Source organism: Rhodococcus sp. AH-ZY2, from assembly GCF_030916465.1.
Taxonomy (GTDB): Bacteria; Actinomycetota; Actinomycetes; order Mycobacteriales; family Mycobacteriaceae; genus Rhodococcus; species Rhodococcus ruber.
Map to the genome: position 1 here is coordinate 5172259 of NZ_CP126458.1, position 16788 is coordinate 5189046.

A 16788-nucleotide genomic window follows, 5' to 3' on the forward strand; every position below is an offset into this window, starting at 1 on the left:
GGTACACGCGGTGAGTGATGCGAACGCGGGCCGGCCGGGCCCTGCTCCGTGAACGGCAGGTACGCCGAGAGCAGCCGACCGTCCTGGCCCCTCACCGCCAGGACGAATATGGCATCGACCTACTGGATCGACATGGGATCGATTCCCCTGCAGACGGTGCCATCGGCCCAGTCCGCCGCGGCCGGTTATCCGGAAACCGAGACCGGTTCCCCAACCGGGGCGGTGAGCCGTCCGGTGCGGTCGAGCAAGTGCAACGCGGCCGCGCAGGCGGCGCCGATCGCGGTGAGCAGCACCCAGATCAACCAACTCACGCCGGAATCGGAGAGCAACCCGAACACCGCCCCGGTGCCGAGGTTGCCCAGCAGGATCCCGACCCCGACCACGGTGTTGTAGAAGCCGTAGTGGGTGGCGACGAGCCGGTCCCCCGAAAGTGCGACCACGGTGTCCATCTCGAAGGGAAACACCGCCGCTGTGCCGATGGCCAGGACCGCCGCCGCCACCAACAGCGCCGCGGCACCGGCCCACCGGGCTCCGCTCGGCGGATCGGAGACCGCGACCAGCGGGACGAACGCCGCCGCCATGATCGTCATGCCGACGACGAGGCTGCGCCCGGATCCCCATCGGTTGGAGAACCAGGAGGTGATGCGCAGCTGGCCGGCAATGGCGACCATGCCGGAGACCACGAACAACGCCGACACCAGCACCGTGCTGGACGAGCCGTTCGGGACCAGGTCACCGGCTTGCAGCGGCAGCGCCAGATACACCTGGAAGGACAACACGTACGAGCCGATCATCGCCAGCGCGAACAGGACGAACGGCCGGTTGGCGAGGACGACCTTCCAGTCGTCGAACACCGTAGTGCGCGGCCCGGACTTCGCGGCGGCGTGGGCCGGCAGCGCCCGGATCTGCGCGAGGGTGAGCAGACCGAAGACTGCAGCCGCCACCAGGGCGGTGATGCGGAAATCCACCGCCGTCAGTGCCAATCCCACCAGCGGGCCGAGCAGGATACCGGCTTGGTAGAAGACGTTGAACACCGCGAAGGCCTCCACCCGGCGGGGCCCGGCGTCGGCAGCGAGGTAGGCCCGCACGGCAGGGTTGAACAACGCACCGGCGAATCCGGTGGCCGCCGAGGCGACCAGGACGGCCGGCAGCGAGTCGACGGCGGCCAGCAGGGCGAACCCGGCGGTGCGCAACAGACAGCCGGCGACGATGAGCGGCTTGTAGCCGAGCCGGTCGGCCAGGGTGCCGCCGAGCAGGAACATCCCTTGCTGGGAAAAGTTGCGCACGCCGAGCACCAGCCCGATCGCCCACGCCGCCAGTCCCAGCGGGCCGGCCAGGTAGGTCGCCAGGTACGGCATCAGCATGTAGAAGCCGATGTTGATGGAGAACTGGTTGACCATCAACACCTGGCTGGGCCGATCGAAGCTGCGGAAGCGGGCTACGAGGTTGTTCATGCCTGCTCCTGCGTGGGGGCGACGACGGTGGTGCAGCGGGTCCACGAGCGGACGACGCGGTCGGTGGGGTGCTCGACGGTGGTCGGGTCGGTGGGTGGTGTCGCCTCGAGCAGTCCGTGGTTGTCGCAGAATTCGTCGTTGTAGACGGTGTCGAAATAGCGCTGCGGTCCGTCGGGGAAGATCGCCGCGATTCGGGTGTCGGGTGTGTGGGTGCGGGCGATCCACCCCGCCGCCAGGGCCACTGCGCCGACGCTCCAGCCGCCGCTGGCGTGGTGGGTCGCCGCCAGGGTCCGACACGACCAGACCGCTTCGTGGGGGGCGACCCAGTGCACCTCGTCGAAGGCGCCGTAGTCGATGTTCGCCGGATGGATGCTCGAGCCCAGCCCGCGCATCAGCCGCGGGGCGGCGGGCTGGCCGAAGATGACGGACCCGACGGTGTCGACGCCGACCAGTTTCAGCTCGGGGCAGAACCGGCGCAGTACCCGGGCGATGCCGGCCGAGTGGCCACCGGTGCCGACGGAGCACACGAGGACGTCGATGTGGCCCAGCTGGGCGAGCAGCTCGAGAGCGAGCGACTGGTAGGCATCGACGTTGTCCGGGTTGCTGTACTGGTCCGGGCACCAGGAGCCGGGGTGGGTCCCGAGCAGTTCCCGGACTCGGTCTCGGCGGGCTTGTTGCCAGCCGCCGGTCGGGTGCGGCTCGGTGACCAGCTCGACGTCGGCGCCGTAGGCGGCGAGCATGCGGTGAATGATCGGTTCCAGGCCGGGATCGGTGACCACGGTGACCGGGTGATGATGGACGATGCCGGCCAATGCGAGCCCGAGGCCGAGGGTGCCGCTGCTCGATTCGATGATGCGGGCGCCGGGGGTCAGCTCGCCGCGGGCACGGGCGCGTTCGACCATGTGCAGGGCGGGGCGGTCCTTCATGCCCCCGGGATTGGTTCCTTCGAGCTTGGCCCAGAATCCGGTGTTTCCGTCGGCGAAAGGCTGGCCGATCCACAGCACCGGGGTGTTGCCGACCATGGTGTTCGGTTGGGGGCAGCGCGGGGCGGGGGTCAGCAGGGGGGCGGAAGAGAGCGGACGGGGCGGGGTGATGGAAAGGGCACTGTTCATCAATGGTGCATTTCTGTGGGCCTGAATGTGTACAGGTGTGAATAGGGCAGCAGGGGTCCGGCCATCGAGGGGTCTCGATGGCCGTTGTGCTGCCGATCAGCACCTGTCGATACAGAGCTCGCGCAGGATCGCCCGGCCCCGGTGAGGGGGTGAGGGTGCCGCCGGTGGGGCCCGCAACCCGACGGGGGCCTGTCGTAATGCCACCAGTACCAGCATCATCACGGCGATGCCGGTGACCACTGCTATCGGCCGGAGTGGGCTGTCGGGCCGCGGTACGACGAACAGTTGGTCCTGGTGGTGTCCGAGGGGGGATGCACCGTTGTCGATATGGGCATGACCGGCCGCCGATTCGTCCCCGGATTGCCCGGTGACGGCCACGACATGGGAGAGGTCGAGATGATGGCTTTCGGCTACGGCGATACCGCACGGCACCAGGGTGAAGCCGAGCACGTAGAGGACGACGACGGCGGCGGCTGCCCGCAGACGCGGGAATGTCGCTCGGGCCTTCACAATTTCCCCACTGTAGCAGCGCGCCCGCCTCGGTCTTTCCGGCTGCACGGCCTGCTGTCCTCGATGCCCGATTCGGCAAGTGCGCAGCCGAGACCCGGGACCGCTCCGGAAGGAGCGAGCACCGCGCCATGATGATTACAGAGACTGAAGTGACAAAAGTGAACTAGAGTTCCGGTGTGTCGACTTGACAAAATTTCTCAAATTACATCAAACGGACATTTCCACCGGGTGAGAGGAGTGGAATGCACCACACATGCAGGCGCCGAGTGGCTGCCCTGGTTCTGGGGGTGTCGGCCTCGGGAGCGGTGGCAAGCGCACTGACGGGACCGGCGGGCGCCGCTCCTGCACAGCCCGATCCGATCCGGCCCGGGCCGGTGGTCGAGGCGCTCGCGGATGCGCTGACCGTGACCGATACCGCCGAGCCCGCGGTGCAGGTGGTCGACCCGGCCCGGTGGCAGACGGTAGTCAACATCGCCGCCGACAGCGTGCGTGCCGCCCGAGACCAGGACGCGCTTGCCGGCACGGTGGCGGCACTGCAGTCGCTGGCCGGATGCGCGGGGCAGTGGAGAGCCGCTGCGGCCCCGGGCGCGAGCCTGCTGGCGGCGTGCGGCCCCGAGTTGTCCGGCCTGGGCCGTATCCTCGGCCCACGGCTGCTGGCCGCGTTGGTCGACGACCACGACGTCCCGCCGCCCCCTCGTGCTCCCGCCCCTCGGACCCCGGCTCCCGACAACGAGACGGTGCCGGACCGGGGAAACAACCCCACGGGTACGCCGACGCGGCCGCCCGAGGTGGCGACTGTGGAGCCAGGTGTCCCCGAAGTTCCGGAACAGGACGACGGCACGCACTCCGAGCCGACCGGGGTGCCGGCCCGGCCCGAGGGCGCGGGTGCCGCGGCCACCACCGGACCCGGCCGGTTCGTCGCTCCGACGGCCGGGGTGATCACCTCCACCTTCGGTGATGCGCGCGGTCACGGCGGCATAGACATTGCCAACACCATGGGTGCCCCCATCGTCGCCGTCGCCGACGGGGAAGTCATCAGCGCCGGACCCGCGCAAGGCTACGGACTGTGGGTACGTATCCGCCACGACGACGGCACCGTGACCACCTACGGTCACAACAACACCAATCTGGTGGCCCTGGGGCAACGGGTCAAGGCCGGGCAGAAGATCGCCACCGTCGGCGACCGGGGCAATTCGACCGGTCCCCATCTGCATTTCGAGGTCGAAGACCCGACCGGTGCCAAGGCCGATCCGGTGCAGTGGCTCGCCCAGCGCGGCGCCTCGGTCGTCGGTGCGGATTGACCGCCGGGAAAGAACACCGACCCGGTCGGCGTTCAGGCAACCGATCCGGCGTTTACCCGGGGCAGCAGCGCTCACCGACACCGACGGTGAAGTCGGGTCGTGCTCGACCGTCCGGGTCCGCAAGACGGACGGCGCAGAGCACCGCACAGCGCACAAGGAACCGGGCAGCGGGGTGGAAAACGATACGTGACCACTCGGATCTCGCCACGGTCTTCTCCTTTACCTCCACGCCCCCGCCAGACCGGGATCGTGCCGTCACCGACAGTCGCGTGGGCGGTGGAATCGAGTCGTGCCGACTCGACGTCACCGTTGCCGACACAGGTGCACGGTGCCGGGGTGGTCTCGCCTTTGCCGCCGCCCGCATATGCGGGCACCGCTCCGTCCGGGATGAATCCTGCGCCGCAGTACGAGCACTACACCGAACATGCCGGCTGCTGCAGCAACCGCCATCCAGCCGGCCAGTAGCGACGCGATCACGTTCATGACACTGATACCGATGCTCGGGCCAGGACGGTTACACGCTCACCGATCGGCGATACAGAGGCACCACCACAGTCACTCACCGGGCAACCGGCCGCATCGGCGACGGCAACGGCGATAGCCTGACGGCAAATCGGGGTGAGGCCCCTGCCCGCCGAGGACCATCGCGACGGCGGCCTTCGCCTCGGCGGCGCAGACATGCAGGGTCCGCAGTTCGAATAGCCCGTGGCCGAGTTCGTCATGGTGGTCTCTTTGGCGCGAGCGAAGAAAAATAGGGGCACCGCTGCGGAAGCACATGTCAACAATACCCCGGCAGGTATGGGGGAAGGTCTGGCCTCGCCTGCGGTCGGTGGGCATGTCACCGGGTGGCACCCGTTGCGACAGTACCCACTTCAGGTAGACCGGCCGCCGACGGCCGAGTGATCAGCGGGCATCTACCACGCCGATCGCCGACGCGCAGACCGACGAGGTCAATATGGAGTTCGTCAAGTTGTCGGACACGTGGTCCCTGCTGCAGGCGGGAACGGTCCTCCTCCGACAACCCCGCGGCTGCATTGCGTCAGAATGCGATCCTGGACGGGTCGTCGCGTCCCTGGCTACCATGGCTCGTGTTGGCGAACGCTGGGCAGAATCGTCAACGCGAACGCAGCTCGTGGATTTGTGCGGATCAAACCGTTTTGCATCCTCGAAAGGTGCGATGCCACGTGGGCACGGGGAAGAACGATGCTTGAGCAGCTTCCGACAACACACGGGAGCGCAGGTTCTGACGGCTCGGATTTCCGACGCCTGTCAGGTCTGCGCCGCACCGAGGACGAGCACTGTGAGTGAGGAGATCGCCCTCCTCGTCGGTGGGGATGCCGGACAGGGCGTCGAGTCCATCGCCTTCGGTTTCTGCAAAGCGCTCGCCCGCGCCGGCCATCACGTCTTCACGGCACCGGACTACCGTTCCCGCATCCGGGGTGGCCACAACTTCCACCGCATCCGTGTTGCCAGGCGGCCTGTCTTCGCGCAGCGCGCCCCCTTCGACCTACTGGTGGCGATGACCCCCGAAACGATCGATGTCCACCTGGGTCAGCTGGCGCCGGGTGCAGGAATACTCTACGACGAGTCCTTGCGGCTAGACGATCGGATCCGGTACCGGGCGGACTCCGAGGAGGTCCGCGCACGAGACCTGCGCTTGATGCCTCTGCCGCTGGTGAAGATCGCCGCAGACCACGGCAGTCGCGTGATGATGAGCACCGCCATGCTGGGCGCGCTCGCCGGGATCACGGGACTCAGGCCGGCGTCGATCTCCGAAGTGATTCGTGACATCTTCGCAGGGAAGAGCGCGGCCACCGTGGATGCAAACCTTGCCGTGGTCGCCGCCGCATACCGCCTCGCCCAAGACCGTTATGGTGACTTCCCTGCGACGGTCGTCCATGAGGACGGCCACCGCCGCATGTTGCTCCACGGCAACCACGCCTTCGCCCTCGGTGCCCTTGCCGGGGGGTGCCGCTTCATCGCTGCGTATCCGATGACGCCGGCCACTTCAATCCTCGAGTACCTGATGGACGTCGCCGCTGAGCAGGGCGTAGTCGCCAAGCATGCCGAGGACGAGATCGCGGCGGTCTGCATGGCGATCGGCGCCGCGCACGCCGGTGCTCGGTCGATGACCGCCACCTCGGGCGGTGGTTTCTCGTTGATGACCGAGGCGCTAGGGCTCGCCGGCATCACGGAGACCCCGCTGGTAGTCGTAAACGTGCAACGGGGAGGCCCGTCCACAGGGTTGCCCACACGCACCGAACAAGCCGACCTGCTGTTCGCGCTGCACGCGTCCCAGGGGGAGTTTCCCCGCATCGTCCTCGCGCCGGGCAGCGTCGCCGAGTGTTTCGAGGCCGGCTGGCGCGCGTTCAACCTCGCCGAGCGTTACCAGTGTCCGGTGATCGTGCTGAGCGACCTCTTCCTCGGCAGCTCGCTGCAAACGCTCAAGCCGGAGGCATTTGATTTCGATGCCGTGCCGATCGAGCGAGGGGCGCTGCTGACGTCGGGGCCAGGGCACGGCGACGTGGGTGGGTCTTCACGCGAGGTCACCACGGACCGGGCGCCAAGCGATGCGGTGAACGTCCATGCCTGGGAGGCGGGCACATTTCCGCGGTTTGCCATGACCGACAGCGGCATTTCCCCGCGACCATTACCAGGTGACCCGACGGCGGTCTTCAGCGCGACCAGTGAGGAACATACCGAGGACGGACACATCACCGAAGAGATCCACGGCCGGGCGGCAATGATGCGCAAGCGGATGCGCAAGGAACAGACGGCGCTGCGCGACGACATCCGGCCGCCACGCCGCTTCGGCCCGGAGCGGCCAGACCTGACGCTCGTCTGCTGGGGATCGACCACCGGCGCGGCCCGTGAGGTGGCCGAGGAGCTTACGGCCGTCGGGCGTCCGGCGGCCGTACTCCAGTTCCACGATCTGTGGCCATTTCCGGCGAAGGCGGCTGCTGCCGCTCTCTATACCGCTGGACTGACAATCGGCGTCGAGCAGAACTACACCGGTCAACTCGCCCAGTTGATTCGCATGACGACGGGGCGGGACCTGGACCGCCGCATTCTTGCCTACGATGGTCGGCCCTTCTCCCCGCAGGAGATCCTGGCAGCGGTAGAGCGAGCGGTTGCGGGCGAGCGGGAGGTCCACATCGTCCCCGGCGAGCCGCCATTGCCGCGCGAGACGGACGTGGGTGTCAATGTCTAGGGCCACGGTCAGCGACTTCGATACATGGGTGAAGCCGACCTGGTGCCCGGGCTGCGGCGACTACGGCATCCTCAACGCCATCAGGCACGCACTGGCGGACCTCTCCATCGCGCCCCACGAGATGCTGGTCGTCTCCGGCATCGGATGCGGCAGCAAACTGCCCGACTACATGCACGTGAACGGGATCACGACCATCCACGGCCGGCCTTTGGCCGTGGCCACCGGGGCAAAGCTGGCAAACCATGACCTCAACGTCATTGTCGTAGACGGCGACGGCGATGCCTACGGTATCGGCGGCAACCACTTCATCCACACGGCACGGCGCAACCTCGACCTCACCCATCTCGTCGAAAACAACCAGATATACGCACTTACCAAGGGCCAGTATTCTCCGACGACGCCACAGGGCCGGGTCACCGTCACCTCACCCGACGGAGTGATAGAGCGAGCGGTCAACCCCGTTGCTTTGGCGCTCACCATGGGCGCAACATTCGTGGCGCGAGCTTTCGCAGGGGAACCGACACATCTCGCCGACGTGATCAAGCAAGGAATCCGACACCGCGGCTACGCGCTGATCGATGTGCTGCAACCGTGCGTCATCTTCAACCGGATCAACACCTATCAGTGGTACAGCGAGCGCATCTACAAACTCGACGAGGAAGGCCACGACCCGCAGGATCGCGCCGGGGCGGAACGAGCCGCTGCCGAGTGGGACGATCGCATCCCGATCGGCGTCATCTACCGCGACGAGGGCGTGCCCACCTACGAGGAGCAACTCCCGGCGCTGCTCGACGGACCACTGGTTGGCCGGTCGTTGACGGATCGAACTGTACTCAATCGCCTCAAGCAGGGATTCATGTAGGTGGATGAGCGGCGATGAACGACCAAGATCTGGTGACCGCGATCCAACGCCGGGCAGGGCTCCGCACTGCCAGCGAGACCCGACAGCTGGTGGCGGGCGTCCTCCAAGCCCTGGCCCATGTCCTTCCCCGTGAGCATGCCGACACCATCTGCGGCTGCATACCCCAGGATCTGGTGTGGTGCCTGCGATGCGGCCCAACCACGCCCGACCCGCTCATCGACAGCAACGTGTTTCTGGGCTGGGTGATGTCCTCGATCGAAACGACCGGAGGCACGGACCACACCCTCGGCGGCGGCGACCCGCTCGCCGCTATGGTCGGTAAGGAGGCGCATGCACGAATCCGTGCTGTGCTCGAGGAGCTCTGGCCGTTGCTCGACGTGCCCACGCGCGATGCGGTCCGTGCATACCTTCCCAGCGGCGTGGCAGCCCATGCACCCGGTACCGCCGGACCACAGCACAGGGGTGAACAGTGACCACACAGCCCTCCGCGATCCTGATTCCTGGCGACGCCCCTGTGGAATCCCTCCCTGCCTATCTTGCGCTCCGCGGTGGTGAAGGGCTCCTGCGCGCGCGTGCGAGTGACCCCGGCGAAATCGTTGAGGAGTTGCGCCGCGCCGGCCTACGCGGCCGTGGCGGCGCCGGTTTTCCCACGGCGATCAAGTGGAGTACTGCACGCGCCGATGCGGCACCGACCAAGTTCGTCTGCGCCAACGGCGCCGAGGGCGAGCCCGGCACCTTCAAAGATCGCTATCTGCTGCGGATGAACCCGTATCAGATCATCGAGGGCCTGGCCATCGCCCTACATGTGATCGGCGCCCAGCATGCCTACTTGTGTGTCAAGCGACGCTTCGCGGCGGAGATGGCCGGGCTGCGCCGCGCACTGGACGAATTCCAGGCCCGGTTCGACATGGCGGACGCGATCGAACTCGTGCTCGGGCCCGACGAATACCTCTTCGGCGAGGAGAAAGCCCTGCTGGCCGTGGTGGAAGGCGGCTTACCGCTGCCGCGCGTATTTCCCCCACATATTCACGGGCTGTTCGGGCCGCCGTTCGGCGGACCTGGCGAAGAGCGCCACAACCCGACGGTCGTCAACAACCTGGAGACGCTGGCCCACGTCACCCAGATTGTGAGTCGCGGGGCCGAATGGTTCCGTGCCTTCGGTACGCCAGACACGCCAGGGACCATGCTCTTCACCGTTTCCGGTGACGTACAGCGTCCCATTGTGACGGAGTTGCCGCTGGGGCTGACCCTCCGCGAGCTCGTCGACGACGCGGCCGGCGGTCCAGCACCAGGTCGGCGCGTGAAAGCCGTGTTCCCCGGACTCGCCAACGCAGTGATGACCGAAGACCGTCTTGACACGCCGCTGGGGTTCGATGCGATGCGCCGAGCCGGGTCGGCGCTAGGCTCGGGCGGCTTCATCGTCTATGACGACACTGCCTGCATGGTGCAGGTCGCCTGGCTGTTCTCGCACTTCCTGCACGTCGAGTCGTGCGGCCAGTGCCCCCCATGCAAAGTCGGCTCGCAGCGGATCACCGAACGTCTGGCCCGGGTGCTCGACGGTTCCGCCGGACGTGCCGACGTGGATGAGATCCTTGCGACCGTGCCCTGGGTGCCAAACGGACAGCGGTGCTCACTGGCGACCTCGGAGTCGGACGTGGTCGGCAGCGTACTTGCCGCCTTCCCGGAAGACTTCGAAGATCACCTTCGCGGCAGCTGCGACCGTGTTCATAACCGGGTACTGCCGAAGATGACCGATTACGTGCCAGGAGAGGGCTTCAGCTACGACCACACGTACCTCCGCAAGCAGCCGGACTGGACGTACCAGGACGCATGAAGGTTCATGCCTCACCTGGTGCGGCCCACGATCGGTGGTGCAGCACTGGCCAACGGCGGCCATGATCAGAACGGGTCCGGTTGTGTTCCAGCTGAGGAGTGCTGTGCCGGGAATGTGCACAACAAGGACAACCACGCAATGTCACTGTGCGCTACCGAAACCAGACCGAGCCCACGGTTATCACCAGCAACGTCGCGGCCAGCACCACGGTGACTAGTCGGCCACGACGGGTGTGGGGATCGGATCGATACGGGAACAACAACTGGCGCACCAGGACGTATGCCGCGATCGATCCCATGAACACGGTGCCGTCGAGTGAGGCTGTCCGGGTCCAGACGATCCAGGTTGCGGCGCTGCCGATTGCGAGCGCTGCACCGGCCTCGATCAGCTGTACCGGGACACGTCGTACGGCAACCGTGCGATCGGAGGACCACATTCCCCACCGCGAGCGGGTCGGGCGCCCGGCGCAGCAGCCTGTCAGGAAGCAGCCAGGTCGGCCCAGCGCCATGCCCAAGAACAACCCCGGCGTCGTTGCGTCCAACACGACACCGACCGGCATTCGCAGGACGAGTGCGCCGACGGCTAGGACAGCGAACGCCGTCAACAAGAACCCTTGGATGCATGCACCGGCCTTGAGGAAGAAGCGCGGATGCCTCCGATGTAGCACCAGATACCATACCTTCGCGCCGACAAATCCGAGTACGCAGGCGACAACCGAAACAGCAGTAACGGCAGGATAGTTCATTCCTGCTCTGCGTAGCATGATCGCCTGCAGGAGCAGTGCGAGCACAGCGCCGACGCCGACGAGGACAGGCCAACTCCACACCCGTACGGCGGGCCCATACGCCAACGCGGCCGGACGAGTCGAGATGGCACTCCGTTGCACCGCCCCGTGCGGACGGTCGGTCCTCGGGTCCAGGCGCACCGCGGCGACGTCCCAGCGGCCACCGGCCAGTCCGACGAGACGTCCTGTGACCGTGAACCGATCGATTCCCGGCGGAAGAGCATGGACCGTCACAATCTTCTCCGCACGCTGGGTTCGGCCACCGCCGTCCGAATCCTGGCGTGTGCCCCCGAACGCGATCACCGCATGTTCCTCGGCCCGAGCCTCGGAGAGATCACCTTCGTACGTCACCGCAACCGCCTGAGGCTCGATCCCGGAGAACGCCTCGGCGCACCCGCGGGGTACGGCGGAACCCGATACCTGCTCCGTCGGTGCCGCCTCGACCCTCGCGGGAGGCGACAGCGCTGCAGGGGGAGGCGCGTGGCCCGAGTCGGGTCTGGCCGGCGCAGACTTTACTGTGGAACGGAACGAGTGAGGAAGGTCGGTTCCCGCCACCGTCGCCGCGGTGGGTGTCGTGGCTGTGGGGACCCCGCCCAATGGGTGAGCGGACGCCGAGGTTGCTGTCGTTGCTCGCTGTGCGGGCAGCTTGGCGACCCGCGCGGCCGATCTCGGCAGAGGCGGAGTGGTTGTCTGCGGCGGGGGAGTGCGCCGCCGCTCGGCGGCGCGCCTGCGCGCCCGTGCAGAGTCCGATTTCTTCTTCGCCAAGGCGTGCGCCTTTCGCCTGGCCGGTGTGGTGGTCGAGTCACCCCGGTCTTGATCTGTGGGTTTCGCTGTCGAAGTTCAGCATAGATCCAATTACTATGTTTCATAGTAATTGGATCTATGCGGTCGCCGCGGCCCCTATCGCAGATGCGCGGGCGCGTCACCGGGAGTGATTCCCAGGTGGATGTGATCCTGATGGACATCGTCCGAAAAGAAGCCTTTGCGGGGCCCGTTGAGGTCAACCGGTCCGCCGACCTCCGTTGCCCCCAGTTCGGCGGCTCGTCGCATCAGCTCAAGTCGCCGATCGTTGCCGGGCCGGGCACCGGTCGGCCGGCGATTTCTCGAATGTCCACCGCACGTCCGACAGCGTGATTGGACAGCCGCTCGGTCGGATACACCGTTTGAATGTGCGGCGCCGGCGTTATGACATCGCGCAGCCCGCCGTTCAGTTCAAAAATGCTGCACCGCAACATCTGTGATGGATAATCGTGCTTATCCACTTCTTCTGGATTCGGCCGGGTCTCCACACGTTGTGCACGAGTGTGTCACTGTCCCGCGCTTCATCACGGGCGTGGTGGGCTGGGGCTCCTCGTGCGGTTATTGGATGGTCCATCCGCCGTCGGCTATGTACACCGCGCCGTGGCGGTCGCCGCCGCCCCGCGGGCATCGCGTATCGGGTAGCGAGAAGGAGTATGCGCGCAGTTCAGGGAGCATTTCTCTGCGAACTGAGGGGGAGGTGAGCGTGGCGATTTCTGCCGCCGCGGTCACCTCCCTCGCGCGCGTTCCGGTTACGGCTTCCCGGTGTAGAGGGAATCGTCGGCCGTCCTGCGGGCGCTCACCCAGGTCGGATCGAGGATGTTCTCGATCCGCTCGTGTCGTGATTCGTCGAATACGACGATTCGTTCGGCGATGCGCCACTGGCTGTTTCGTTTCTCGAACCGGTCGATGTATCGGCACTTGATGGTGTTCAGCATCTGAGTCGACTCGCCGTCGGCCGGTGCCTGGCGCAGGTAGCACAGGCAGTAGGATTCGACGTTCGCGGTGTCGCCGTCCAGGTCGATCAGGATGTTGCTGATGTAGTGCATCGAGGAGTCGATCGTGCGGTGCCGGGTTTTCATGTCCTCGATCAGTCCGTCGACCGTCCCGATGTAGCCGCCGTGGGTGTCGATGGCATCCGGGAAGTAGCATTCGGCGACGCGGTCGAAGTCTGCGCGGTCGACGTAGCGGGCGTACCGGTGCAGTACGTCGGTGATGACGGCTTTGTCCTCGAGTGACATGTCAGCCGAGCTCCCGGGTGATGCGGTGGTAGAGGCCGCCGGAGGTCAGGCCGCCGTCGATGACGATCTCGGTGCCTGTGATGTACGTCGATCTGTCCGACAACAGGAATGCGACGGTTTCGGCCACTTCGTCGGGGTCGGCCGACCGGCCGGCGGGAACGGATTTCAGGCTCTCGTCGACGAATTCCGTCGTACCCGAGGTCAGCAGCGGCGTCTCGACGAGCCCGGGGTGGACCGAGTTGACCCGCACGTGGTGTTCGGCGAACTCGAGTGCGCCGACCTTCGACAGGCCGCGGACGCCCCATTTGCTGGCGCCGTAGGCGGCGGCGAAGTAGCCGAGCATACCGGCGATCGAGGAGATGTTGACGATCGAGCCACCACCGTTGCACTTGAGCAACGGCGCGCACGCCCGCATGCCGTAGAACACGCTGTCGAGGTTGATCGCCATGACCCGCCGCCAGTCCTCGACGGAGGTGTCCTCGATCCCGTATCGAAAACTCACCCCAGCGTTGTTCACCAGTCCGTCGAGGTTCCCGTCGGCGGCGTCGATCACCTCGGCGAATCGACTCCACGCGTCGGGGTCGGTGACGTCGAGCCGGTGGAAGTCGGCGGCACCGCCCTTGTCCCGGATCTGGTCGATGACGGCTTCGCCGGCGGTGGAGTCGATGTCGGCGACCCACACATGCGCCCCGAGGGAGGCGAGCAGCTGTGCTTCGGCACGGCCCATCCCGCTGCCGGCACCGGTGACGGCGACGGTCTTGCCGGAGAACTCGGTGTTCATAGCGCTGTCCTTGTCTGGGTCAGTCGGTCTTCAGTTCGCAGCCCTTGGTCTCCGTGACGAAGAAGACCGTGACGAAGGTGAGGACCGCCGTGAGCACGAAATACCCGGCGGGGGCGAGGGGATTACCCGTGAGGGCGATCAGGTAGGTCGCGATGAACGGGGCGGTGCCACCGAGGACCATGTTGGTGACGTTGTTGCCGAACGCGAGTCCGGTGTAGCGCACCGAGGTCTTGAGCATCTCGACGTACGTGACGTACGACGCCCCGTTGACCACGGAGACGCAGATGAACAGGACCGACTGGCCCACCACGGCCTGCCAGATGCTGCCGCCCGCCATCATCATGAACATCGGGACGCCGAGGACGATGGCGGCGAAGCTGCCGGTGAACAGCACCGGCTTGCGGCCCCACCTGTCGGACGCCCAGCCGGCGAGGGGAAGGGTGATGACACCGAGCACCAGGGCCAGGGAGGTGGACAGGAACGCGACCTGCGAGGTGTGGCCGCCGGTGGTCTTGAGGTACGTGGCGGCGTAGACGGAGGCGATGTAGTAGCCGCCGGTGATCAGGGCGCCGAGGAAGATGATCTTCACGACGCTGCTGCGGGAAGTGGCCAGCAGTTCCCGGATCGGGAGCTTCTTCGTCTCGCCGCTTTCTGCGAGTTCTTCGAATTCCGGGGTGTCCTCGAGCTGGGTTCGGATCCACACCCCGATGACACCGATGACGATGCTGAGCAGGAACGGGATCCGCCATGCCCACGCGAGCACGGTCTCGTCGTCGAAGACGGAGGTCAGGGCGAGCGCGACCAGCGAGGCCGCCAACGAGCCGAGGTAGGTGCCGGTGTTCACCATCGAGGTCTGCATCCCGCGCCAGCGGGCGGGTGCGGACTCCGAGACGAAGGCGTTGGCACCGCCCAGCTCCCCACCCGCGGCGAAGCCCTGCAGGCAGCGGGCCAGGACGAGGATCGCCGTGGCCCACAGACCGAGGGTGAAGTACGACGGCAGCAGGCCGATGCCGGCGGTGGCCACCACCATCAGGAGGATCGTCCACGACAGGGCGTTCTTGCGGCCGTACTTGTCTCCGATGTGGCCGAAGAAGATTCCACCGGGCACCCGGAGGAAGAACGCGACGGCGAACGTGGCGAAGGTGCCGAGCAGCCCGGCCGTGGGGTTGTCCGAGACGAAGAACAGTGCGGCGATGGTGGTGGCCATGTAGCCGTAGATGCCGAAGTCGTAGTACTCGACGACGGTGCCGACGACGGCGGCGCGGATGACCGTGGCGGTCGACTGCTTCTTCGGAGGGGACTGGGTGTGCGCAGGTTCGTCCGCGACGGGAATCACGGGGGAATCACCAATCATGGCGCGTCCTTTGGGGTGTGCGGGACCGGGGTGAAGACCCCGAGGTCAGGGGCGGGCAGAGGTGAGGACGGAGGGGTGCGTGGACGAGGGGCGGGAGGCGCGTGCCGCGTTGCGACCGGCGATCCGGCCCATGGTCAGGGCGTTGGCGACGGCGTTGCCGCCGCCGACGTACCGGAGTCCGAGGATTCCGGCGCCGGCCTCCCCGGCTGCGAACAGACCGGGGATCGGGCATCCGGTCCGGTCGACGACGGCGGCGTCGCTGTCGATCTCGAGGCCGGCGTGCGTGCAGACCAGCTCGGCGGGCAGCACTCTCACGGCGTAGAACGGACCGTGCGCGATCGGATCCGGGGCGGCGGTCGAGCCCTTGTTGGCCAGGGTGCGGTGGCGCAGGAAGTCGTCGTCGGTACCGGCCGGGAGCTGCGCGTTCCACCGCTCGACGGTGACGGCCAGCACGTCGGCGGGTACCTCGAGCAGCGCGGCCAGCTCGGCAAGGGTGCCCGCTCGCAGCGTCCGACCGGCGTCGGCCTCCTCGGCGATGCGCTCGGGGATCCAGTCGGTGTACCCGCTGGGCAGGCCGAGCCGGGCCCGCTCGTCGAAGATCGCCCACACGGGGCCGTCCTGGGCCTCGATGATGCCGGTGGAGACCGCGTAGGAGGCGTCCTCGTCCATGAACCGGCGGCCGTGCCGGTTGACGTGGATCCGCGACTTCGGCGGGAAGCCGGACTGCCAGTGGTGGTATCGCTGGAAGTAGGCGGTCGGGAGCATCAGTCCCCAACCGTCGCCGGTGACGGCGGCGTCGACGTCACGACCGAACGCGAGGTGATCGCCTCGGCTGCCCGGGGCGGCGACCACGAACAGCGACTCGCCGGCGTTGTTCGCGACAGGATAGTAGCGGTCGACCAGCTCGGGATCCTGAGCGAAGCCCCCGGAGGCGACGACCACGGCGTGAGCCGGGACGTCGAGGTCGTCCGCGACCACACCGACGACGCGGCCGTCCTCGACGAGCAGTTTCTGGACCCGGGTGCCCAGGACCACCTCGACACCGTGCCTGCGTCGGGCCTTGTCGAGGACCTGGACCAAGCCGTATCCCTGGTCCTTGGGCACGTGCCCGCGCCAGACGTCCTCGACGCCGGCCTGGCACAGTCCGGGCATGTGTGCGTTCGCGGACTCGCGGGCCGGGATCTGCACACCGAGCTCGATCAGCCATTCGAGGGTGGGTCCGGCGTTCTCGCAGAAAGTGCGGATCAGTCCCGGCTGAAGCATCCACTGGTTGAGATCCATGTAGTGCTGGAAGAATTTCTCGGCCGAGTCCTCGATGCCCAGGCCCCGCTGAACGCTGGTGCCGGCGGCGGTGAACAGACCGGCCGAGAGCTGCGTGGAGCCGCCGAGTTCGGTCTCGGACTCGAACAACAGCACCGATGCGCCCTGTTCGGCCGCGGTGACCGCCGCGGCCAGGCCGGCTCCGCCGCCGCCGATGACGATGACGTCCCAGGTGTCGTCGGTCATGACAATGCGTTCCCTGTCTCCGCGCCGGGGCGGTCGTTCG

14 protein-coding genes are annotated in these 16788 nt (G+C 67.0%); 5 read left to right on the forward strand and 9 right to left on the reverse strand.

The window, feature by feature from the left end:
• Positions 1-185: 185 nt before the first annotated feature.
• The 3 genes from QNA09_RS24745 to QNA09_RS24755 all read right to left on the reverse strand — a co-directional run bounded on the left by QNA09_RS24745 (position 186) and on the right by QNA09_RS24755 (position 3076).
• Positions 186-1454 (reverse strand): MFS transporter, encoded by a 1269-nt coding sequence (locus QNA09_RS24745; protein WP_119699270.1) that lies wholly within the window; start codon positions 1452-1454, stop codon positions 186-188.
• On the reverse strand, positions 1451-2566 hold the full coding sequence (locus QNA09_RS24750; RefSeq protein WP_119699271.1) for a PLP-dependent cysteine synthase family protein: 1116 nt from the start codon (positions 2564-2566) through the stop codon (positions 1451-1453). Before QNA09_RS24750 ends, QNA09_RS24745 begins: the two co-directional genes overlap by 4 nt.
• A gap of 96 nt (positions 2567-2662) precedes the next feature.
• Complete coding sequence (locus tag QNA09_RS24755) at positions 2663-3076, reverse strand: hypothetical protein (RefSeq protein WP_244213209.1); 414 nt, start codon at positions 3074-3076, stop codon at positions 2663-2665.
• A gap of 242 nt (positions 3077-3318) precedes the next feature.
• Between QNA09_RS24755 and QNA09_RS24760 the strand changes: the two genes are divergently transcribed.
• From QNA09_RS24760 to QNA09_RS24780, 5 genes are all read left to right on the forward strand, one after another.
• Positions 3319-4377 carry a M23 family metallopeptidase gene (locus QNA09_RS24760; RefSeq protein ID WP_119699272.1) on the forward strand — a complete coding sequence of 353 codons (1059 nt, stop codon included), beginning with the start codon at positions 3319-3321 and terminating at the stop codon, positions 4375-4377.
• A gap of 1300 nt (positions 4378-5677) precedes the next feature.
• Complete coding sequence (locus QNA09_RS24765) at positions 5678-7588, forward strand: 2-oxoacid:acceptor oxidoreductase subunit alpha (RefSeq protein ID WP_162919273.1); 1911 nt, start codon at positions 5678-5680, stop codon at positions 7586-7588.
• A gap of 28 nt (positions 7589-7616) precedes the next feature.
• Positions 7617-8450, forward strand: a complete 834-nt coding sequence (locus QNA09_RS24770; RefSeq protein ID WP_208643862.1) for a 2-oxoacid:ferredoxin oxidoreductase subunit beta — start codon at positions 7617-7619, stop codon at positions 8448-8450.
• Between the two features lie 14 nt (positions 8451-8464).
• On the forward strand, positions 8465-8923 hold the full coding sequence (locus QNA09_RS24775) for a DUF2267 domain-containing protein (RefSeq protein ID WP_119699275.1): 459 nt from the start codon (positions 8465-8467) through the stop codon (positions 8921-8923).
• Positions 8920-10284: an NADH-ubiquinone oxidoreductase-F iron-sulfur binding region domain-containing protein gene (locus tag QNA09_RS24780; RefSeq protein WP_119699276.1), complete on the forward strand. Its 1365-nt coding sequence runs from the start codon at positions 8920-8922 to the stop codon at positions 10282-10284. The genes QNA09_RS24775 and QNA09_RS24780 overlap by 4 nt, the downstream gene beginning before the upstream one ends.
• A gap of 151 nt (positions 10285-10435) precedes the next feature.
• On the opposite strand, the gene QNA09_RS24785 is transcribed toward QNA09_RS24780, so the two are convergent.
• The 6 genes from QNA09_RS24785 to QNA09_RS24810 all read right to left on the reverse strand — a co-directional run bounded on the left by QNA09_RS24785 (position 10436) and on the right by QNA09_RS24810 (position 16748).
• Entirely contained in the window at positions 10436-11419 is a 984-nt protein-coding gene (locus tag QNA09_RS24785; protein WP_244213210.1) for a prolipoprotein diacylglyceryl transferase family protein, read from the reverse strand.
• A 698-nt stretch (positions 11420-12117) separates the two neighbouring features.
• Complete coding sequence (locus QNA09_RS24790; protein WP_244213211.1) at positions 12118-12330, reverse strand: hypothetical protein; 213 nt, start codon at positions 12328-12330, stop codon at positions 12118-12120.
• 288 nt (positions 12331-12618) lie between these two features.
• A complete protein-coding gene (locus tag QNA09_RS24795; RefSeq protein ID WP_010595921.1) occupies positions 12619-13107 on the reverse strand; it encodes a nuclear transport factor 2 family protein in 489 nt (162 codons plus the stop codon).
• 1 nt (position 13108) lies between these two features.
• Positions 13109-13888 carry an SDR family NAD(P)-dependent oxidoreductase gene (locus QNA09_RS24800; RefSeq protein ID WP_010595922.1) on the reverse strand — a complete coding sequence of 260 codons (780 nt, stop codon included), beginning with the start codon at positions 13886-13888 and terminating at the stop codon, positions 13109-13111.
• A gap of 19 nt (positions 13889-13907) precedes the next feature.
• Positions 13908-15242, reverse strand: coding sequence for an MFS transporter (locus QNA09_RS24805; RefSeq protein ID WP_059174684.1), 1335 nt, complete (start codon positions 15240-15242; stop codon positions 13908-13910).
• Between the two features lie 45 nt (positions 15243-15287).
• Positions 15288-16748 carry an FAD-dependent oxidoreductase gene (locus tag QNA09_RS24810; RefSeq protein WP_010595924.1) on the reverse strand — a complete coding sequence of 487 codons (1461 nt, stop codon included), beginning with the start codon at positions 16746-16748 and terminating at the stop codon, positions 15288-15290.
• Positions 16749-16788: the final 40 nt, after the last annotated feature.